Here is a 19,468-nt window from a genome sequence, read left to right as displayed (position 1 = left end):
GCTACGAGTGGGTTTCTCGTAGTAAGGCGCGCAACGCGCGGAGCCATTACTCTTCTTCGAGTTACGGAAAAAGAGGTTTTTCAGTGGCTTCACCGTCTCCCGCTCTATTTCTTTCATTATGCTTTATTCGAAGAGCCGAATTCCTGCATTTTCCCTTTGACGGTTTCTTTAATCGCCTCACGGGCCGGCCCTAAATATTTACGCGGATCATACTGCTCCGGATTGGCCGCAAGGTATTCACGAACCGCTTTCGCAGATGAGATCTGGTTTTCCGTATTCACATTGATTTTGGCATGGCCGAACTGAATCGCCTTTTTAATATCGGCTGTCGGAATTCCCGTTCCCCCGTGAAGCACAAGCGGAATGCCAACTAAGCTGTCAATTTTCTTCATATGGTCAAAGCCGAGGTTCGGCTCTCCTTTATAAGGGCCGTGAACCGAGCCTAATGCCGGAGCAAAACAGTCGACACCAGTCGCTTCAACCAGCTCTTTACACTCCTCCGGAATCGCATACGCCGCTTCGGCATCCTCAACAACGAGGTCATCCTCCTGGCCGCCAATCCGTCCAAGCTCTGCTTCAACAGAAACATTAAGAGCATGTGCAACGTCAACGACACGCTTCGTTAACGCGATATTTTCCGCAAGCGGATAATGCGAGCCATCAATCATGACAGATGTAAATCCGGCATGAATCGCTTCCACACATTTTTCAAAGCTCGAACCATGATCGAGGTGAATCACGACAGGTACTGATGTCTTGTATTCCTCCATTAACGCTTCCACGATATTGACCACCGTTTTGAAACCGCCCATATAACGGGCTGCCCCTTCTGAAACCCCGAGAATAACCGGAGACTTTTCTTCCTCCGCTGCCTGTAAAATGGCTTGTGTAAATTCAAGGTTATTGATGTTGAACTGACCTACCGCATAACCTTCCGCCTTCGCTTTGTTGAGCATATCTTTCATGGATACTAAAGGCATTGAATGTCCTCCTTTACGATTGAGCAAATGATAGAACTCTTTTGTCCTTAACAAGATTCCCTCTTCAGAACTGTTTATGTATCGGGAAGTTTTACTTTAAACAAAAAAGCACTATACGATGTTTCATTAATTGAACGTGTCCATTATAGCATAATGACCTGAAATTACACGTCTTTGTGCAAGGATTGATTCGTTTTTTTACAAGAAAGCGTTTTTTCAAGGGCGGACAGTTAGACAGTTAAGCTTTTGCGAATGACTTCGCGAATATCATCAATATCAAATGGTTTAGCAAAATGAGTAATTGCTCCTAAATTCATCGCTTCATAAATAAGATTCAATTCTCCATACGCCGTCATCATAATAACGTTAATATGCTCATGATTTTCCTTAATGCGCTTTAAAATTTCCAATCCATCCATTCCAGGAATCTTCATATCAAGTAACACAAGATCAGGCTGTTCTTCCTCCACAATCTTTAATGCCTGGACGCCATTGGCAGCCTCAAACATCTGATATCCGTCCTTTTGAAGAATTTCACAAAGCAAGATTCGTATTCCGTACTGATCATCAACTACGAGGATTTTCTTCATGAAAGCCACCCCTTTTCTCTTTGCTGATATATCTTGAGAACGGTCGCCCATTTCTCATCATAACGCTATCCTCCACCCAATTCCTATTCTGCACCAACCTGTAAAATCCTGCTTCATTTTGCATTTTGCAACTTCAATTCCATTCCGCTGAAGATCCAGCTGCGCCTTTATGACTATGCCGTTCTGCGCTATAATATATGGATAACGGTAAAGGAGTTAGACAAATTGCTGAAAATATTTACGACACAATTGAATGGTCTGTTAAAGAAAATAGCGGAACAAGAGGATGAGAAGCTCGAGGATGCGGCGAGGCTGCTTAGTCAGGCTCTTGTCGGAGACGGTCATCTCTACATATACGGCAAAGATGAAATGACAGCCGTGACAGCAGAAGCTCTTTATGGAAAGGAAAGATTCGAGCAGGCGAAACCGCTGACGTTATCTGCCGTCCCTTCTCTCACTTCTGCTGACCGGGTGCTGCTTGCAGCCAGTTCAGCAGACGATCCCGAGCTGCTCCTTCTCATTTCAAAGCTTTACGAGCATCAAGTCCCTTGCGTGCTAATCAGCGGCTCAGAAAACAGCGACGCTCCTGCGCCGGAGCAAGTCGATGTTCACCTTCCCCTGCCGCTGCGCCAGGGACTGGTGCCAACAGAAACCGGCGACCGCATCGGCTACCCCCTTTCCCTTGCCGCCCTCTACGTCTATTTCTGTTTATCCCTGCTCATGCGCGACATTTTAGCAGAGTATGAATAAGAAAAGCCGCGTTGCGGCTTTTTTGCGGCTTTTCTTAGAAGCTACATGTGGAGTCGTTACAAGGGGTTGAGCTCTTTTGAAAGTGGTGTTCTTTCAGAAGAGCGCGTAACGAACGGAACTGTCGCTCTTCTTCGAATCAGTAACGTTTTAAACATTCAAAAAGGAGAACTTCCTTTTTCGTAACTCGAAGAAAAAGCTGCTGAAAAAGTGAAAATCGTACTTTTTCAGCAGCTTCTTTGAGATCTCCTTGTTCCTATAGCTGATTAACTGAATTGTTTTAATGACGCTCCGATGAACTCTCTGAATAACGGCTGAGGACGCGTCGGTCTTGAGCGGAATTCCGGATGGAACTGGGAGGCGATAAAATAAGGATGATCGGCAAGCTCAATAATTTCAATTAAGCGTCCGTCCGGGCTTGTCCCGGAGAAAATAAAGCCTTCCTTCTCCATTTGTTCACGGTATTCATTATTAAACTCATACCGGTGACGGTGACGCTCGTAAACGATTTGTTCTTCGTACGTCCGGTGAGCAAGTGAATCCTCCTCCAGCTTGCACGGGAAAAGACCTAACCGCAGCGTTCCGCCAAGATCCTCAATTTCCTTCTGTTCAGGCAGCAAATCGATAATCGGATACGGTGTCATTGGATCAAGCTCGGCAGAATGAGCCCCTTCCAGCCCCAGTACATTCCGGGCGAACTCCACCGTTGCGAGCTGCATGCCGAGACAAATTCCGAGGAATGGAATTTTATTCTCGCGCGCATAGCGGATCGCTGAAATTTTCCCTTCGACCCCGCGGTCACCGAAGCCTCCCGGGACTAGGATGCCGTCTGCTTCTTTTAACAAGTCGGCTGCATTTTCATCAGTTACATCTTCGGCATGAACCCAATCAATGTCAATGTCGGCATCAAATGCGTATCCGGCATGGCGAAGTGCTTCCGCCACGGAAAGATAAGCGTCCGGCAAAGCGACATATTTTCCGACCAGGGCAATTTTTACTTTGCGGGAAAGGTTCTGCACCTTTTCGACAAGCTCGATCCATTCGCCCATCTCGGCTGACTGACAATCAAGCTTTAAATGCTGACAAACAATCGAGTCAAGCTTTTGCGCCTGCAGGTCTAACGGCACCTGATATAAGGTGGACGCGTCACGCGCCTCAATAACCGCATCCTTATGAATGTCGCAGAAGAGAGCGATTTTTTCCTTCATATCCTGAGGGACAGGTCTTTCTGTGCGGACGACAATGACATTTGGCTGAATCCCGAGGCTGCGCAGCTCCTTCACGCTATGCTGCGTAGGCTTTGACTTCATTTCTCCGGCCGCGGCCAAATAAGGAATAAGGGTACAATGAATGTACATCACATTATCAAACCCGACATCACTTTTAATTTGGCGAATCGCTTCAAGAAACGGCAAGCTTTCAATGTCGCCGACGGTGCCGCCAATTTCGGTAATGACGACATCGGCGTTTGTCTCGCGTCCTGCTCTGAAAACACGTTCTTTGATTTCATTTGTCACATGGGGGATGACCTGAACCGTACCACCTAAATAGTCGCCACGACGTTCCTTTTTCAACACGGTTGAGTAAATTTTTCCAGTTGTAACATTGCTGTTCTGATTCAGGTTAATATCGATAAAGCGCTCATAGTGCCCGAGATCAAGATCCGTTTCGGCCCCGTCATCGGTTACGAATACTTCCCCGTGCTGGTACGGACTCATCGTCCCCGGGTCAACATTAATATATGGATCAAATTTCTGGATCGTGACTTTCAACCCGCGATTTTTCAGCAATCGTCCAAGGGATGCTGCCGTAATCCCCTTTCCAAGTGATGATACAACGCCACCAGTTACAAAAATATACTTTGTTGTCATCTAATCGTCTCCCTTGCCTTCTATACATGAAAAGTTTAGTTACCATTATGGTTTCCCTATTCAAATAAAAAAACAAAAGTGACAGCCCTCCCTCAGAAAAAGGGGGCGCACTTTTGTTCCTTGTATCTTTCTATATACGTATCGTTTTCTAAAGCCCAAAAATGATTCTACCTAGAATAGCGGGAGAAGTCAAGAGACAGTTTACCGTCAGTCGATCTCTTCTTCCTCTTCAAAGTCCTCGTCATCGCTTTCCTCTACATCATCTTCAAGCTCTTCGATTTCTTTGTCATCAAAATCTTCTTCTTCGTCGGCATCCTCTTCATTGGAAATTTCATCAAGCTCATCTTCTAAATCTTCGTATTCATCTTCATATTCATCAAAATCTTCGTCGAGATCAATATCTTCATCATCTACTGCTTTTGCTTTTCTCCGCGGCTTAACCGGCGTTGTAATTTCTTCCTCTGCCTGTTCAAGCGGATACCAGCTTTTCAGGCCCCAGCGGTTATCTCCAAGTGAGTGAAAGCGGCCATCGATGTTCATATCTGTATAAAGGTTGGCGATCCGCGCTTCTACTTCTTCATCGGTCATTCCTTTCAGCTCGGCAACCTTTTTCATGAGGTCATAGTAATCAAACGGATTGCGCTCTTCTTTCATAATCGCATACGCAATTTCTACCATTGGAACTTCTTGAATTTCCTCTTTTGTCATGGCATCAAAGTTCATATCTTGCACGTCCTTTCAGTCCAATCTTCTATCTATTTGTCAATAATGGGATTGTAAGCATACTTTTCATTATAAACATATTTCCTATCATTATGCTAGCTGAAGTAAGAGAAAAAACGATTCTCGTTTTAGATGCCTCTATTATACAACATTTCCGCTCCCGCAAACATCGAGAAGAATTGACGTGAAAAGGGGTTTTGGCCATGTCATCTTCGTTACATATTTCTTCGATACTGCCCGCCGACCTGATAAAGAGCGGCTGTAATTTGGCCGAGGCTGGCGACTTGCACGGTATTCATCAATTCCGCAAAAATATTCCCTCCCGTAACAGCCGTGTGCTGAAGAGCCTGTAACGCTGCCGGAGCTTGTTGCGCATGCTTTTTGTGAAATGCCTTAAGATTTGCGATCTGCTGCTCCTTTTCGGCCTGCGTCGCCCGGGCGAGCTCCATTTTGAAATCATCTTCCGGCGCTTCCTTCGGATTCAGATACGTGTTGACGCCGATAATCGGCAGCTCGCCTGTATGCTTTTTCATTTCATAATACATCGACTCTTCCTGGATTTTGCCGCGCTGATACTGTGTTTCCATCGCCCCGAGCACGCCGCCGCGCTCGTTGAGGCGCTCTAATTCCTGAAGCACCGCTTCTTCCACTAGATCGGTCAGCTCCTTGATAATATAGGAGCCTTGCAGCGAATTCTCATTTTTGGCGAGGCCAAGTTCTTTTGTGATAATCATCTGAATCGCCATCGCCCGTCTGACTGACTGCTCAGTTGGCGTCGTGATTGCCTCATCGTAAGCATTCGTGTGCAGGGAGTTACAGTTATCATAGATCGCCATCAATGCCTGCAGCGTCGTGCGAATGTCGTTAAAGTCGATTTCCTGGGCATGCAGAGAACGGCCTGACGTCTGAATGTGGTACTTCAGCTTTTGACTGCGTTCGTTCGCCTTATATTTCTCCCTCATGACCGTCGCCCAAATCCGGCGCGCGACACGGCCGATTACCGTATACTCAGGATCAAGACCATTGCTGAAAAAGAACGACAAATTCGGGGCAAAGTGATCGATATCCATTCCGCGGCTTAAATAATACTCCACATAAGTGAATCCGTTTGCGAGGGTAAAGGCGAGCTGCGAAATCGGATTGGCGCCTGCCTCGGCGATATGATAGCCTGAGATCGAAACAGAATAATAGTTACGGACATTGTGATCAATAAAATATTGCTGAATATCGCCCATCATCCGGAGAGCAAACTCCGTTGAAAAAATACATGTATTCTGCCCCTGATCCTCTTTTAAAATATCAGCCTGCACCGTTCCCCTGACCGTCGCCAGCGTCCGGGCTTTAATTTCTTCCGCTTCTTCATTGGTCGGCTTCCGGCCCTTTTCAGCGGCAAAAGCCTCCAGCTGCTGAGCAATTGCCGTATTCATGAACATCGCCAGAATAATCGGCGCCGGTCCGTTGATCGTCATCGAAACCGATGTCGACGGCGCGCATAAATCAAAGCCGGCATACAGCTTTTTCATGTCATCAAGCGTGCAAACACTGACGCCGCTCTCGCCGATTTTCCCGTAAATATCCGGCCGATAATCAGGGTCCTCCCCGTACAGCGTCACCGAATCAAACGCCGTGCTTAAACGCTTCGCCTCGTCTTCCTGCGAGAGATAATGAAAACGCCGGTTCGTCCGCTCTGGTGTTCCTTCTCCGGCAAACTGCCGTTTCGGATCTTCCTCCCGTCGTTTAAACGGAAAAACGCCGGCGGTGTAGGGGAATGAGCCTGGAACATTTTCTTCGCGTGCCCAGCGGACAATTTCGCCCCAGTCAGCAAAGGACGGCAGAGCGACCTTGCGAATCTTTAAGCCGGACAGGCTTTCCGTCGTCAGCTCGGTTACGATTTCCCGTCCGCGCACTTTTGTGACATAGACGTCCTGCTTATAGGCGTTTTGAAGCGCCGGCCATTGCTCCAAAATGCGCTTCGTCTCCGGCGTCAGCTTCTGCTCATACAGCTGCTTGAGCTGTTGAAGCGGTTGCTGCGCATCGGCGGAAGAGAACTCATGTTCAGCGAGAGCCTTCACTGTGCCTTCAATTTGAAAGAGGCGGCGCGCCGTTGCGACCTGTTCCTCCGTCTGCTGCTTATAGGAGCGGATCGTCGCGACGATCTCATGTAAATAATGAACCTGTTCCGGAGGGATGATCACATTTTGCTTTGTGACGGCCTCCGCGTCCGCTTCCTCAGGTACCTCCCAGTCTTTTTCGCATTTCTCGACAATCGTCTTTACTAAAGCGGCGAACAAATTCGTCGTCCCCTGATCATTAAATTGGCTGGCGATCGTCCCGTAAACAGGCATCGCGGAGAGCGGCTCGGCAAACCGGTTGCGGCTGCGCTGATACTGCTTCCTCACCTGCTGCAAGGCATCCTCCGATCCTTTACGGTCAAATTTATTTATTGCGATCAGATCGGCGAAATCAATCATATCAATTTTTTCAAGCTGGGACGGCGCGCCAAATTCGCTCGTCATCACATAGAGCGAAACATCGGCGATATCGACAATTTCAGCATCCCCCTGTCCGATCCCGCTCGTTTCAATGATAATTAAATCAAAACCGGCCGCCTCGGTTACGGCAACCGCTTCCCGCAAGCTTGCCGAAATTTCAGAACGCGAGCTCCGCGTCGCCAGGCTTCGCATGTAGACGCGTTCATGATGAATCGCGTTCATCCGGATCCGATCACCGAGCAATGCTCCGCCTGTCTTCTGCTTCGTCGGGTCAATCGACAAAATCGCCACCGTCTTTTCAGGGTAAGCATACAAAAACCGGCGGACCAGTTCATCAGTCAGAGAACTCTTTCCCGCTCCTCCTGTACCGGTAATACCTAAAACAGGCGACGTTTCAGGACGGTTCTTTATTTGCTCGTTCAGCGCCTGTTCGACAGTGGCCGCCGCCTCGCTGTTTTCGAGCGTCATTTGCTCGACATAGGTAATACAGCGGGCGATCGCTTTGTCATCTCTCGCCTGTAACGCCGTCAGCTCATCATGCAGCTCCTTGACCGTTAAAAAGTCACATTCACGGAGCATATGATCAATCATGCCCTGTAATCCCTCTTTTCGCCCGTCGTCCGGTGAAAAGATCCGCGCGATCCCGTACTCATGCAGCTCTTTTATTTCCGGAGGAGTGATTACCCCGCCTCCGCCGCCGTATATCCGGATATGGCCGGCACCTTTTTGTTGCAGCAGGTCGTAGCAATATTTAAAGAATTCCAAATGCCCTCCTTGATAGGAGGAAATCGCAATACCTTGAACGTCCTCCTGAATTGCAGCGCTTACAATTTCGTCGGCAGAGCGGTTATGACCGAGATGAATCACCTCAGCCCCACTCGCCTGCAAAATTCTTCTCATAATATTAATGGAGGCATCGTGACCATCAAACAAGCTTGAAGCTGTGACAAAGCGCACATGATGCTTCGGACGATAACTCGTTATTTCACTCATTTTTCATCCTCCTTTTTGGATAAGGGCTGCGACAAACAACCATGGTTGAAATACACCAGATGAATGAAAACTAGTGCAAGGCGAGGGGGAAGGCCGCCTTTGCTGGAGAGGGACAGAGGGGAACGTCATTCCGTTATCTCGCTTTCAGGGCCCTTCTCGTTGGGGTACAAGGAACCTCATTCCGCTATTGTCGGTTACAAGATGGTTGAACCGCTTGTTTTTGCCTAGTAACGGAATTTCGTTCCTATTGTTGCACAGATGAGCGTCAAAATAGAAGATTAACGGAATCTTGTTCCAACACGCTGTGCCTCTAAAGGCGGAGCAGAGCCATCCTTGAACTTCGGCCAGACTCTAGTTTTCGTATAAAAAAGGTTGTTCTTTACCCCCTTAAAGCTAGTTTTGTCTCAACCTTCGAAGTAGTGTGCAAAGTCTATAGCAGGCTTTTAACGGCTTGATGCGAGCAGCTGCTCCATTTGCAAGGCTGTATATTGTTCAAGCGTAAACAGCTTTTGGATCGACCAGCGGCGGAACGTCCACATATGCCCCTGAACGAGAATATTGTGGGCGCGCAGCTTGATCTGGTCATCTGATAGTGAGAGAACGCCTTCCGTTACACAGTCGCGGATGATCGCTTCAATCATTGCCGTCATTTCATGCTCCTTTTGTAGCACATAAGGCAATGCTTCCTTCGGTAAAGATTTTGCCTCTTGATACATGACGAGCACCTCGTCCTGCATTTCATCGACGACCTGGAAAAAGGAAGCAATCGCTTTTTGCAGACGTTCGATCCCCGTCAGACTTGAGTCAAGCTGCTTTGTCAGCTTACGGCTGACCTCCTCATAAATCGCATCACAGACGAGATAAAGCACATCTTCCTTTGATCCAATATATTCATAGAGCGTGCCGATGCTGAAGCCGGATTCCTTGGCAATCTCTCTTGTCGTTGTCCGGTGAAAGCCTTTTTCGATGAATAAGCGAACCGCTCCTTTCACCATTTGTTCGCGACGCTTTTTAACAAGCTGTGGATCTTTGACCATAGATGGAACAGACTTTTTCATGATTGGCTAACCTACCTTTTCAAAATCGTTGTTGCTTCAAGCATACTAGACTTTACAGCAACGTTCCATCCACAATTATTCCGTTAACAGCATTTTTGAAATGACGAGCCGCTGAATTTCATTTGTTCCTTCATAAATTTGCGTAATTTTCGCATCACGCATAAAACGCTCGACCGGATAGTCCTTCGTATAGCCATAGCCGCCGAACACCTGCACCGCCTCGGTCGTCACTTCCATCGCCGTATCGCCGGCAAACAGCTTTGACATCGCCGACTCCAGGCCGTACGGGAGCTGTTCACTTTCGCGCCAAGCAGCCTGGTACGTTAAAAGCCGGCTCGCTTCGACCTTTGTCGCCATATCGGCGAGCTTAAAGGCCACACCCTGCTGCTGACCGATCGCCTTGCCAAACTGCTTGCGCGTCTTCGCATAATCGATGGCGGCATCAAGCGCCCCCTGTGCAATGCCAACCGCCTGGGCGGCAATTCCGTTCCTTCCTCCATCCAGCGTCATCATCGCGATTTTAAAGCCTTCTCCCCGCGCACCAAGCATATTTTTCTTCGGAACACGACAATTTTCAAAAATGATTTCCGTTGTCGGCGATGAGCGGATGCCGAGCTTTTTCTCCTTTTTGCCGACGGAGAAGCCCGGTGTATCCGCTTCGACGATAAAGGCGCTCACACCTTTATGACGCAGCTCCGGGTCGGTCAGGGCGAAGATAATATACAGATCGGCGACACCGCCATTTGTAATAAAAATCTTCGACCCGTTCAGCACATATCCGTCCTCTTCTTCGACGGCAGTTGTTTTCATCGCGGCGGCATCCGAGCCGGAGCTAGGTTCCGTTAAGCCGTAGGCGCCGATTTTCGTTCCTTCCGCCAAGGCGCGCAAATAGGTCTGCTTCTGTTCTTCCGTGCCGAATTTGTAAATCGGCCAGCTCGCAAGCGAAAGATGGGCTGACAATGTCACTCCTGTCGACGCACAGACACGCGACAGCTCTTCAACGGCGATCACATAGCTGACATAATCTGCCCCGATCCCGCCATATTCCTCAGGCCACGGTATTCCGGTGAGACCGAGAGCCGCCATCTTTTCAAAATGAGACCGGTCAAACCGTTCCTCTTCGTCGCGTTCAGCCGCTGTTGGTGCAATTTCCTTTTCAGCGAAATCACGCACCATCTTCCGAATCATCTCCTGCTCATCCGTCAGTAAAAAATTCATCCTTCTCCCCCCTAGTCTGCTAACAGCTGTTTGCTAATGACGACTCTTTGAATCTCGCTCGTGCCCTCATAGATTTCGCACACTTTTGCGTCGCGAAAGTAACGTTCAACCGGATAATCCTTTGTATACCCATAGCCGCCAAACACTTGCACCGCTTCAATTGCCACCTCAACTGCCGTGCGCGAGGCAAAGAGCTTCGCCATCGAAGCCTCCTGCCCACAGGGCCGTCCTTGATCGGTTAGCACGGCTGCCCGGTAGGTCAACAGTCTCGCCGCTTCGATCTTCGTCGCCATTTCAGCGAGCTTGAAGCCGACGGCCTGCTGCTGACCGATCGCCTTGCCAAACTGTTTCCGCTCCTTCGCATAGCGACTTGCTGCCGCAAAAGCGGCTTCAGCGATTCCCAATGCCTGGGCGGCGATCCCGATCCGGCCATGATTAAGGTTGGCGAGGGCGATTTTAAAGCCTTCCCCCTCGGCTCCGAGCAAGTTTTCCTGCGGGATACGGGCGTCTTCGAAAATGAGTTCTGTCGTATGGGAGCCGTTCAGACCCATTTTTTGCTCTTTTTTTCCGATCATAAAGCCAGGTGTATGTTTCTCCACAATAAAAGCGGAAATTCCTCTCGCTCCTTTCTCCGGTGCCGTTGACGCAAAGACGATATAGGAATCGGCTTCCCCGCCATTCGTAATAAATGACTTCGAGCCGTTCAGCCGGTATACGCTCCCGTCCTTCACCGCCGTCGTTTTCAGCGCCGCCGCATCGGAGCCGGCACTCGGTTCGGTTAGCGCAAAGGCTCCCAAATATTGTCCGCTTGCCAGCTTCGGCACGTAGCGCTGCTTTTGCTCCTCTGTTCCGAAGAAAAGAATCGGATTCGTCCCGACGGAAGTGTGGACCGAAAGAATGACACCGACCGCCGCGCTTACCTTTGATAATTCATGAATGGCGATGATATAAGAGGTGAAATCCATTCCCGCTCCACCCAGCTCCTCCGGAATCGGAATACCCATTAGCCCAAGTTCACCCATCTTCCCGACGATGTGGCGCGGAAATGTTTGATTGGCTTCCATCTCTTCAATAAAAGGGGTAATTTGCTCTTCCGCAAAGTCGCGAACCATTTTCCGCATCATGTCCTGCTCTTCGCTAAACCGTAAATTCATCTCTTCCCCTCCTCAGCTTTCGTAGATGTAGAAGCCCCGGCCTGCTTTCTTACCGAGCCAGCCGGCCTTCACATATTTGCGCAATAACGGGCACGGACGGTATTTATCGTCGCCGAAGCCTTCATGCAGCGTTTCCATAATAAACAGACAAGTATCGAGGCCGATAAAATCAGCTAACGTAAGCGGGCCCATCGGATGATTCATCCCGAGCTTCATTACTTCATCGACCGCTTCCGGTGAGGCTACCCCTTCGTAAACGGTATAGATCGCTTCATTAATCATCGGCATCAACACCCGGTTAGAGACAAATCCCGGAAAGTCATTGACTTCCACCGCTGTTTTCTGCAGCCGGCCGGCAAGCTCGGCCACCGTTTCATACACGTCATCATCGGTGGCCAGTCCGCGAATAATTTCGACGAGCTTCATTACCGGCACCGGATTCATAAAATGCATTCCGACTACCTTTTCCGGCCGTTTCGTTGCCGCCGCGATTTCTGTAATCGGCAAGGAGGATGTATTTGAGGCTAAAATCGTATGCGGCGGAGCGAGATGGTCAAGCTCGGCAAACAGCGCCGTTTTGCTTGTCATATTTTCCACGATTGCTTCGATTATGATATCCGCACCGGCCGCTTGCTCCAAAGCGGTTGACGGCGTGATCCTGGCGATTACCGCTTCCATCTCTTCGGCTGTCAACCGCCCTTTTTCAACCTGACGTGAGACATTTTTTCGAATGCCTGCCATGCCGCGGTTCAGGCTGTCATCGTCCAAATCGTGCAAGACGACGTCAAAGCCTGCCTGTGCATGAACCTGGGCAATCCCCGCTCCCATCTGTCCAGCTCCAACGACCATTACGCTTTTGATCTTCATTTCCATTCCTCCTTCAATTCATCCTTCAACGCTCAGCAACAGCGCGTCGCCCTGCCCGCCGCCACTGCAAATTGCCGCGATTCCTAATCCGCCGCCCCGCCGCTTCAGCTCATAGGCCAATGTCAAAATAATCCGGGCTCCGCTTGCCCCGATCGGATGCCCAAGCGCTACAGCCCCGCCATTGACATTGATTTTGTCTTCATCGAGCTGAGCGATCTGCATACTCGCCAGCGCCACGGCGGCAAATGCTTCATTAATTTCAAACAAATCAATATCATCCGCCTGATAGTTCGTTTTCTCCAGCAGCTTATTAATGACGAGGCCCGGCGTCTTCGGAAAATCCTTCGGAGCCACAGCCAATGCCGTATGCGCTTCGATCGTCGCGAGCGGGACTATCCCTTCCAGCTTCGCGCGTTCCTCCGACATTAGCAAAAGCGCCACCGCTCCGTCATTGACGCCCGGCGCATTGCCGGCCGTAATCGTTCCTTCGCTGCCGAAAACCGGGCGGAGCGCCGCGAGCTGCTCAAGTGAGCTTTGCCGCGGAGCTTCATCCTGCGCAAACAACAGCGGCTCACCTTTACGCTGCGGTACTGCAACCGGCGTTATTTCTTCCCCGAGCCGGCCGGCCTTAATCGCCTCCGCGGCCCGCTCCTGGCTTCGCAGCGCCCATTTATCCTGCTCCTGACGCGACAGCTTTAACTCCGCGGCGACTTTATTCCCGTACGTTCCCATATGAACATTTGTGAATGAGCAGGTCAGCCCGTCATATACCATACCGTCGACAAGCTCACTGTTGCCCATCCGGACGCCCCAGCGCGCTTTTTCCACATAATACGGCGCGTTGCTCATTGATTCCATCCCGCCGGCAAGAATGACCCCTGCTTCTCCTAAACGAATCCGCTGATCGGCCGTCATTACGCTGCGCATCCCCGAAGCACAGACTTTATTAATCGTTTCCGTTTGTACATTCCACGGCAGTCCCGCCTGATGTGCCGCCTGTCTTGATGGCAGCTGCCCCTGTCCAGCCTGAAGCACATTGCCGATCATCACTTCATCGACCTCTTCGGCCGACCAGCCGCCCCGCTCCAAAGCGGCTCGCAGCGCCACACCTCCCAGCTCTCCTGCACTGAAGTTCCGCAACGCCCCGCCGAATTTCGCAAAGGGCGTTCTTGCCCCGCTGACAATTACCGTTCTCATCGAAATCTCCCCTTCCATCTTTGTCGAGCGAACGCTCACTCATTTTGTCCACCTGGCCTCTGCTTCACCTATTAGCCGAAGCAAATGAGCCTTGTTTTAGCCTGCATTCTTTTCTTCAAAAAGCGATTTCTCCAAAATTTCCACAATGTCCAGCGTCTGAACGTGCTCCTCGACCTCTTTGGCTTTCGTGCCATCGCTGAGCATTGTCAAGCAATACGGACAGCCGCTGCCAATCACCGTCGGCTCCACTTCAAGCGCCTGCTCGGTTCGCGCGACATTAATCCGCTGGCCGACATCCTCTTCCATCCACATCATGCCGCCACCGGCGCCGCAGCACATCCCATTTTCCCGATTCCGCCTCATCTCCGTCAGCGTAATCCCCGGGATCGCCTTTAAAATCTCGCGCGGCGGCTCGTAAACCTCGTTATAGCGCCCTAAATAACAGGAGTCATGATAGACGACGGTTTCCTTCACCTCATACTTTGGCTGAAGGCGTCCTTCCTGAATCAGCTTTGCCAGCAATTCCGTATGGTGGTACACTTCGACATCGTCAAGACCGAATTCCGGGTATTCATGTTTAAAGCTGTTATAGGCATGCGGATCAATCGTCACAATTTTACGGACACCGTGCTTTTGAAACAGGGCAATATTCGCCGTTGCCAGCTCCTGAAAGAGAAACTCATTGCCGAGACGGCGCGGCGTGTCACCCGAATTCTTTTCCTTGTTGCCGATAATCGCAAAACGGACCCCCGCCTCATTGAGCACCTTTGCGAGCGATTGGGCAATTTTTTGGCTCCGTTTATCAAATGAACCCATCGAGCCGGCAAAGAGCAGATACTCAAATTCCTCTCCCGCCTTTTCAACCTCCTTGACGGTCGGAACACTAATATCCTCGCGTCCTTCACGCCATTTTTCACGATCCTTGCGGCTGATGCCCCACGGGTTTCCCTGCCGCTCGATATTCGTCATCGCCCGCTGTGCATCGGCGTCAAGCTTCCCTTCCGTCAGCACTAAATACCGGCGCAGATCGATAATTTTATCAACATGCTCATTCATCACCGGACATTGATCCTCACAATTGCGGCACGTCGTACAGGCCCAGATCTCTTCCTCTGTGATCACATCGCCAATCAGGCTTACATCATAGCCGGCAGCCGCTTCCCCGGCCCCGGCAAGCTGATTGGCCCGTGTGCCGCTGAAGGCAAAGGCCGGCAGCCACGGGGAGCGCGACGTAATCGCCGCCCCTTTCTCGGTCAGATGATCGCGCATTTTCACAATCAGGTCCATCGGTGAAAGCAGCTTTCCCGTTCCGGTCGCCGGACACATATTCGTACAGCGCCCGCACTCGACACAGGCATAGAGATCAACGAGCTGTTTTTGGTTGAAGTCTTCAATCTTTTGAACGCCAAACACTTCCTGACTTTCATCCTCGAAATTGATCGAGGCGAGCTGCCCGACCGGATGCGTCCGGCCGAGAAAGACGTTGACCGGTGCGGCCAGCAGATGAGCGTGCTTCGACTGCGGCACATAGACCAAAAACGAGAGCAAAATGAGCAGGTGAACCCACCAGAACAGAAAGAAAAGCCCGCTTGCGGCTGCCGGTGGAACGAAGGAAAATACGGCCGCCAGTCCGGAGGCAATCGGTTCAAATCCGCTGAGCGGTTTGCCGAGCCAGATTATTTCCATCGCCTTCGCTACTAGCTTAGAGACCATCAGCCCGCCGATAAATAGCAGCACAAGGCCGGCTTTCCAGCCTCGCTTCAGGCGGACGAGCTTTTCAATATAGCGGCGGTGAAATGCCCAGACGACCGCCACGAGAATGATGAAAACAACGACCTCCTGAAAGAGGGTAAAGACAGGATAAAACGAGCCGAGCGGCAGATGGCTGCCGACAGCAAGCCCTTTCCAAATCAGATCAATCGCTCCAAATTGTACGAGCAAAAACCCGTAAAAAAACATCAGGTGAATCATCCCGCTTTTTTTATCCTTTAACAGCTTCTTCTGGCCAAACACGTTCACCCAAATCGCGCGGAACCGCTCTTCGATGGAGTGGGAGAATTCGGCTTTTTTCCCGAGCTTGATGTAGTGGTATCTAGTAAGAACGAGGGAGACAAACAAATAGACGGCATAAGCTGTCAGCAATAGAAATGCAAGACGGTGAATCAATGTTAGCGCTTCCATAAAACTCTCTCCTTTCACCTGACCATCTAAACGAACAGGACATGCGTATAGCGTAGCGGCCTTACTCCGAACCACCCCAATTTTTTGTATTTTCCCAATTAAATAGCAAATTGTTTCTTTCAGTATAGCATATTTTTAACTGAATGAGCATTCAGTCGACAAAACTTTTCATTTTTTCTTGAACGTCGGGGCAAACTATTAACAAATTAACGCCAGAACTTCTCCTGTTACCAACAGGATTGACCGCTGGACTTTGTGTAAGGAGGGACATTTTCCAAATGAATGGCAGCCTACTGTTTGTCCTCTTGCTTGTTATCATCATCGTCTGGCTACGCTATGATTTCCGCGCCGGGATGCGGAAGCAGCGCCGAGAGGCAACCCGTCACACCCAAAAAACCCGTTACGGGGAAGTCGGACTGCTCGGGGACGGAGAGACGTTTTTTTTAAAGCTGTTTCAAGATGTAAAGCAGGCGAAACACCATATCCACCTGCTCTTTTATATTTTCCGCGGCGATCATATTGGCGCTCAGCTGCTTGATTTATTGGAGGACAAAGCAAAGGAAGGCGTGACTGTCCGGATTTTAGTCGACCGCTTCGGCTGTAAATTATCGCGCTCGCAAAAAAAGAAAATGAAAAAAGCCGGGATCCATTTCGCTTATTCCCATCCTCCCCAGCTTCCGTTTCTTTTTTTTACGTTAAATCGCCGCAACCATCGAAAAATCGTCATTATTGATGGAGAGACGGGCTATATTGGCGGCTTTAACGTCGGTGATGAATATTTAGGGAGAAGTGCGAAGTTTGGATTGTGGAGGGATTTTCACCTGAGGTTAAAAGGAGATGGCGTCCAGGATTTGCAGGAGCAGTTTTTACAGGATTGGACGACGGCAAAGCAACTGTACATCACGGAGCCGGCTTTGTATCCTGTACTTGATCAGGGCCGTCATCCGCTGCGGATTTTGCCAACGGACGGCTCCTACTTGGAGGAAACGTTTATTGCTTTAATCCGTCAGGCGAAAAGCTCGATTATTATCGGCACGCCCTATTACATCCCGGGCCGCCGGCTTCAGCAGGAATTGATTTCCGCCGCCGAAAGAGGGGTTGACATTCGCATCATTCTGCCGAAAAAAGCGGATCACCCTCTCGTGAAGGAAGCGGCCTTTCCGTATTTTCGGTCACTGCTTGAAGCCGGCATTGACATTTATCAGTATTACCGCGGCTTCTTCCATGCCAAGGCGCTTGTGATCGATGAGCAAATGTGCGATGTCGGCACGGCCAATTTCGATAAACGAAGCTTTCATATTAACCATGAAATCAACTGCCTTGTGTATGACAAAGCGTTTGTCCAAATTGTCCTTAGCGAATTGGAATATGACATCTCAATTTCCGAGCGAATGACGCTCGCAGCTTATGAGCAGCGCTCCTTGCTCCATAAAGGAAAAGAAAAAGTAGCGACGCTCGTTTCCGAGCTTTTGTAGAGGCTTGGATAAAGGCGTTTTATTCCCTTTTATCCAAGCCTCTCCTGTAGGCTAACCCGTTACAGTCCAGCCTCTCCACGATCTTTTAAAGCCCGTTGTGAGTGGGTTTCTCACAACGGGCTTGTGGCGTGTGAAGCCATTGCCAGTAGGTCCAAAACTAGTTTTATCTCAAGCTCTTCTCCTATTAGCGCGTTACATGGTAACCAATTTTTTTCGCAGCAACCAGCTCTTAATGATTTGATTGCACTCCTCTGGACGCTTTGTCGGCACTTGATGGGCGACCTCACTGACGATGACGATCTCCAAGTCAGCAAGATGGCGGCAAAAGGGCAGCAAATATGTGCGCATATATCGATCCCGCTTGCCGTACAGCAGAAGGACTGGTACTTTTATTTGCGCTAAGCGGTCGGTCGAGACATAGTTCATCCCGTCTTCGTAGATGCGCTTCAATGTTTCACCGTCGGCCTTTTTAATAAAGCCGGCCATTTCCTGCTGTTCTTTATGTGAAGTAAAATGAGCCCTGGAAAGCACGAAAGAAAATAAAGAAATAAGCTCTTTTCCCGCAGCCCAGATCCCAAGTTCGAATTCCTTTTTCAGCAAAAAGCTTGATACCTCGGGGAAGCCGCCAATTAATATCATCCCTGCCGTGCTCTCCGGATAGCGCAGAGCGAATTCCTGGGCAATGGAACCGCCATTGGAATAGCCCAGCACAATCACTTTTTTTACATTCAGCTTCTTAAGTAAGGAATGGGTCAGCCTGGCAAGCTCCGTCACATTAGCAGCTGACGAATGCTTCGTGCTGCGCCCGCTGTCGAGCAGGTCAACGAAGATAAGCTTGAAATGCTTCGCCAGCGGACGCTGAAAACGAAACGTCAGATGCCCCATCACCGGGGGGTGAAGCAATACGATCGGGGTCCCTTCACCGTCTGTCTCATAGTAAAGCTTCACATCATTTTCCTGAAAATATGGCAACTTGCTGTACCCCTTTCATTCGCGGGAGCACTCATGCAGACATACAGTGTTCTTAGGACTGAAAAAACGGAATAATCCATTGGTACAATTTATAACCGATAAAAATGCCAACAATGCCCATGACTCCTGATAACGCAGGAGGCGCAGGGATCGGCAGCTTAATTAACGCAAAAAGAAAACCGACTACCAGTCCGGCAAGCAGTGCTAAGAAAACCTCTTGCATGTTTATCCCTTCTTTCTTGCTATAGTGTGTGTTCAAATTCCGTCTTTATACAAAACCAACCACCTGCCGTGCTATTCTAAAAAGGAGAAGGTCACTCCTTTTGGCCGGCTGCGCTCGCTGGCGGTCCATGAGAAAAACGCTCATGGCCCTTCCACTTCTTCAGCGGCTCCGCTCGGCCTTCGTGATGTTCTAAAAAGGAGAAGGTCACTCCTTTTTAGAACATCACTTCCAGCGTAAACCAGATGATGAGGAGGAGTTGGATGATGAATTTGGCAAGGGTGCTGCTGAGGAAGGCGAGGAAGGAGGCAACCGCCACCAGGCCGGCGTGCTTGGCGTCTTTTGAGGAGAGAAGCTCAGTGACGAAGACTAGCGCAAACGGAACAAGAATGATGCCGAATGGTGGATAGACGAAGGAGCCGACGATCACGCCGACAGCCGCCATTCGTTCTCCCCATTTTGATCCTCCGTATTTTTTCACAAAATATTGACCGGCAATCAAATCTGCCACCAGCATCACGATCGTTAACAGCGCTGCCCCTATCCAAAACCAGAGCGAAAGGGGCTCCCCGTCAAGCGCGAACGCATACAGCAGGAACCCTCCCCATAAAACAAGGACAGACGGCACGAGCGGGAAAATCAGTCCAATGAAGCTCAATAGAAATAAAACGATAATCAAAATCCAGATAAGCGTTGTCATTCTTTATCTTCCTTTCTTCCCGCTCATGCA

Annotated in this window: 16 protein-coding genes; 2 read left to right on the top strand and 14 right to left on the bottom strand. The window is 49.7% G+C overall.

What is annotated here, in order from left to right; translation table 11 throughout:
- Positions 1–116 precede the first annotated feature (116 nt).
- Positions 117–980 (bottom strand): class II fructose-1,6-bisphosphate aldolase, encoded by an 864-nt coding sequence (gene fba, locus M3202_RS09080; protein WP_251223031.1) that lies wholly within the window; start codon positions 978–980, stop codon positions 117–119.
- A gap of 230 nt (positions 981–1,210) precedes the next feature.
- On the bottom strand, positions 1,211–1,570 hold the full coding sequence (locus tag M3202_RS09075; RefSeq protein ID WP_251223030.1) for a response regulator: 360 nt from the start codon (positions 1,568–1,570) through the stop codon (positions 1,211–1,213).
- Between the two features lie 225 nt (positions 1,571–1,795).
- Here M3202_RS09075 and M3202_RS09070 point away from each other — a divergent pair, with 225 nt between their 5' ends.
- Positions 1,796–2,320 (top strand): DUF2529 domain-containing protein, encoded by a 525-nt coding sequence (locus tag M3202_RS09070; protein WP_251223029.1) that lies wholly within the window; start codon positions 1,796–1,798, stop codon positions 2,318–2,320.
- A gap of 263 nt (positions 2,321–2,583) precedes the next feature.
- On the opposite strand, the gene pyrG is transcribed toward M3202_RS09070, so the two are convergent.
- From pyrG to M3202_RS09025, 9 genes are all read right to left on the bottom strand, one after another.
- Positions 2,584–4,188 (bottom strand): CTP synthase, encoded by a 1,605-nt coding sequence (gene pyrG, locus M3202_RS09065; RefSeq protein WP_251223028.1) that lies wholly within the window; start codon positions 4,186–4,188, stop codon positions 2,584–2,586.
- Between the two features lie 207 nt (positions 4,189–4,395).
- Entirely contained in the window at positions 4,396–4,911 is a 516-nt protein-coding gene (rpoE, locus tag M3202_RS09060; protein WP_251223027.1) for a DNA-directed RNA polymerase subunit delta, read from the bottom strand.
- A gap of 215 nt (positions 4,912–5,126) precedes the next feature.
- On the bottom strand, positions 5,127–8,396 hold the full coding sequence (icmF, locus tag M3202_RS09055; protein WP_251223026.1) for a fused isobutyryl-CoA mutase/GTPase IcmF: 3,270 nt from the start codon (positions 8,394–8,396) through the stop codon (positions 5,127–5,129).
- A gap of 443 nt (positions 8,397–8,839) precedes the next feature.
- On the bottom strand, positions 8,840–9,457 hold the full coding sequence (locus M3202_RS09050) for a TetR/AcrR family transcriptional regulator (RefSeq protein WP_251223125.1): 618 nt from the start codon (positions 9,455–9,457) through the stop codon (positions 8,840–8,842).
- Between the two features lie 72 nt (positions 9,458–9,529).
- Positions 9,530–10,672: an acyl-CoA dehydrogenase gene (locus M3202_RS09045; protein ID WP_251223025.1), complete on the bottom strand. Its 1,143-nt coding sequence runs from the start codon at positions 10,670–10,672 to the stop codon at positions 9,530–9,532.
- 11 nt (positions 10,673–10,683) lie between these two features.
- Complete coding sequence (locus tag M3202_RS09040) at positions 10,684–11,826, bottom strand: acyl-CoA dehydrogenase (protein WP_251223024.1); 1,143 nt, start codon at positions 11,824–11,826, stop codon at positions 10,684–10,686.
- Positions 11,827–11,838: 12 nt separating this feature from the next.
- Positions 11,839–12,693: a 3-hydroxybutyryl-CoA dehydrogenase gene (locus tag M3202_RS09035; protein WP_251223023.1), complete on the bottom strand. Its 855-nt coding sequence runs from the start codon at positions 12,691–12,693 to the stop codon at positions 11,839–11,841.
- Positions 12,694–12,711: 18 nt separating this feature from the next.
- Positions 12,712–13,890 carry an acetyl-CoA C-acetyltransferase gene (locus M3202_RS09030; protein ID WP_251223022.1) on the bottom strand — a complete coding sequence of 393 codons (1,179 nt, stop codon included), beginning with the start codon at positions 13,888–13,890 and terminating at the stop codon, positions 12,712–12,714.
- Positions 13,891–13,986: 96 nt separating this feature from the next.
- Entirely contained in the window at positions 13,987–16,071 is a 2,085-nt protein-coding gene (locus M3202_RS09025) for a (Fe-S)-binding protein (RefSeq protein WP_251223021.1), read from the bottom strand.
- Positions 16,072–16,349: 278 nt separating this feature from the next.
- On the opposite strand from M3202_RS09025, the gene cls reads away from it, so the two are divergent.
- The gene (gene cls / locus M3202_RS09020; protein ID WP_251223020.1) at positions 16,350–17,546 is read left to right on the top strand and encodes a cardiolipin synthase; all 1,197 of its coding nucleotides are present in this window, start codon (positions 16,350–16,352) and stop codon (positions 17,544–17,546) included.
- A 192-nt stretch (positions 17,547–17,738) separates the two neighbouring features.
- Here cls and M3202_RS09015 read toward each other — a convergent pair whose 3' ends face one another.
- From M3202_RS09015 to M3202_RS09005, 3 genes are all read right to left on the bottom strand, one after another.
- Positions 17,739–18,518: an alpha/beta fold hydrolase gene (locus tag M3202_RS09015; protein WP_251223019.1), complete on the bottom strand. Its 780-nt coding sequence runs from the start codon at positions 18,516–18,518 to the stop codon at positions 17,739–17,741.
- A 52-nt stretch (positions 18,519–18,570) separates the two neighbouring features.
- Entirely contained in the window at positions 18,571–18,741 is a 171-nt protein-coding gene (locus M3202_RS09010) for a XapX domain-containing protein (protein WP_251223018.1), read from the bottom strand.
- 214 nt (positions 18,742–18,955) lie between these two features.
- A complete protein-coding gene (locus M3202_RS09005) occupies positions 18,956–19,438 on the bottom strand; it encodes a DUF456 domain-containing protein (protein ID WP_251223017.1) in 483 nt (160 codons plus the stop codon).
- Between the last annotated feature and the right edge of the window lie 30 nt (positions 19,439–19,468).

The sequence above is a fragment of the Halalkalibacter oceani genome, assembly GCF_023715605.1.
In the GTDB taxonomy this organism is placed as follows: Bacteria; Bacillota; Bacilli; order Bacillales; family Bacillaceae_D; genus Halalkalibacter; species Halalkalibacter oceani.
Note: the sequence above shows the minus strand (reverse complement) of the source record. Positions and strands in the feature narration are given on the sequence as shown.

What these genes read in the sequence shown, in the direction of transcription:
- M3202_RS09005 (WP_251223017.1), bottom strand. Translation starts at nt 19,438, where the DNA reads ATGACAACGCTTATCTGGATTTTGATTATCGTTTTATTTCTATTGAGC.
- fba (WP_251223031.1), bottom strand. Translation starts at nt 980, where the DNA reads ATGCCTTTAGTATCCATGAAAGATATGCTCAACAAAGCGAAGGCGGAA.
- M3202_RS09045 (WP_251223025.1), bottom strand. Translation starts at nt 10,672, where the DNA reads ATGAATTTTTTACTGACGGATGAGCAGGAGATGATTCGGAAGATGGTG.
- pyrG (WP_251223028.1), bottom strand. Translation starts at nt 4,188, where the DNA reads ATGACAACAAAGTATATTTTTGTAACTGGTGGCGTTGTATCATCACTT.
- M3202_RS09040 (WP_251223024.1), bottom strand. Translation starts at nt 11,826, where the DNA reads ATGAATTTACGGTTTAGCGAAGAGCAGGACATGATGCGGAAAATGGTT.
- icmF (WP_251223026.1), bottom strand. Translation starts at nt 8,396, where the DNA reads ATGAGTGAAATAACGAGTTATCGTCCGAAGCATCATGTGCGCTTTGTC.
- M3202_RS09030 (WP_251223022.1), bottom strand. Translation starts at nt 13,890, where the DNA reads ATGAGAACGGTAATTGTCAGCGGGGCAAGAACGCCCTTTGCGAAATTC.
- cls (WP_251223020.1), top strand. Translation starts at nt 16,350, where the DNA reads ATGAATGGCAGCCTACTGTTTGTCCTCTTGCTTGTTATCATCATCGTC.
- M3202_RS09075 (WP_251223030.1), bottom strand. Translation starts at nt 1,570, where the DNA reads ATGAAGAAAATCCTCGTAGTTGATGATCAGTACGGAATACGAATCTTG.
- rpoE (WP_251223027.1), bottom strand. Translation starts at nt 4,911, where the DNA reads ATGAACTTTGATGCCATGACAAAAGAGGAAATTCAAGAAGTTCCAATG.
- M3202_RS09035 (WP_251223023.1), bottom strand. Translation starts at nt 12,693, where the DNA reads ATGAAGATCAAAAGCGTAATGGTCGTTGGAGCTGGACAGATGGGAGCG.
- M3202_RS09010 (WP_251223018.1), bottom strand. Translation starts at nt 18,741, where the DNA reads ATGCAAGAGGTTTTCTTAGCACTGCTTGCCGGACTGGTAGTCGGTTTT.
- M3202_RS09025 (WP_251223021.1), bottom strand. Translation starts at nt 16,071, where the DNA reads ATGGAAGCGCTAACATTGATTCACCGTCTTGCATTTCTATTGCTGACA.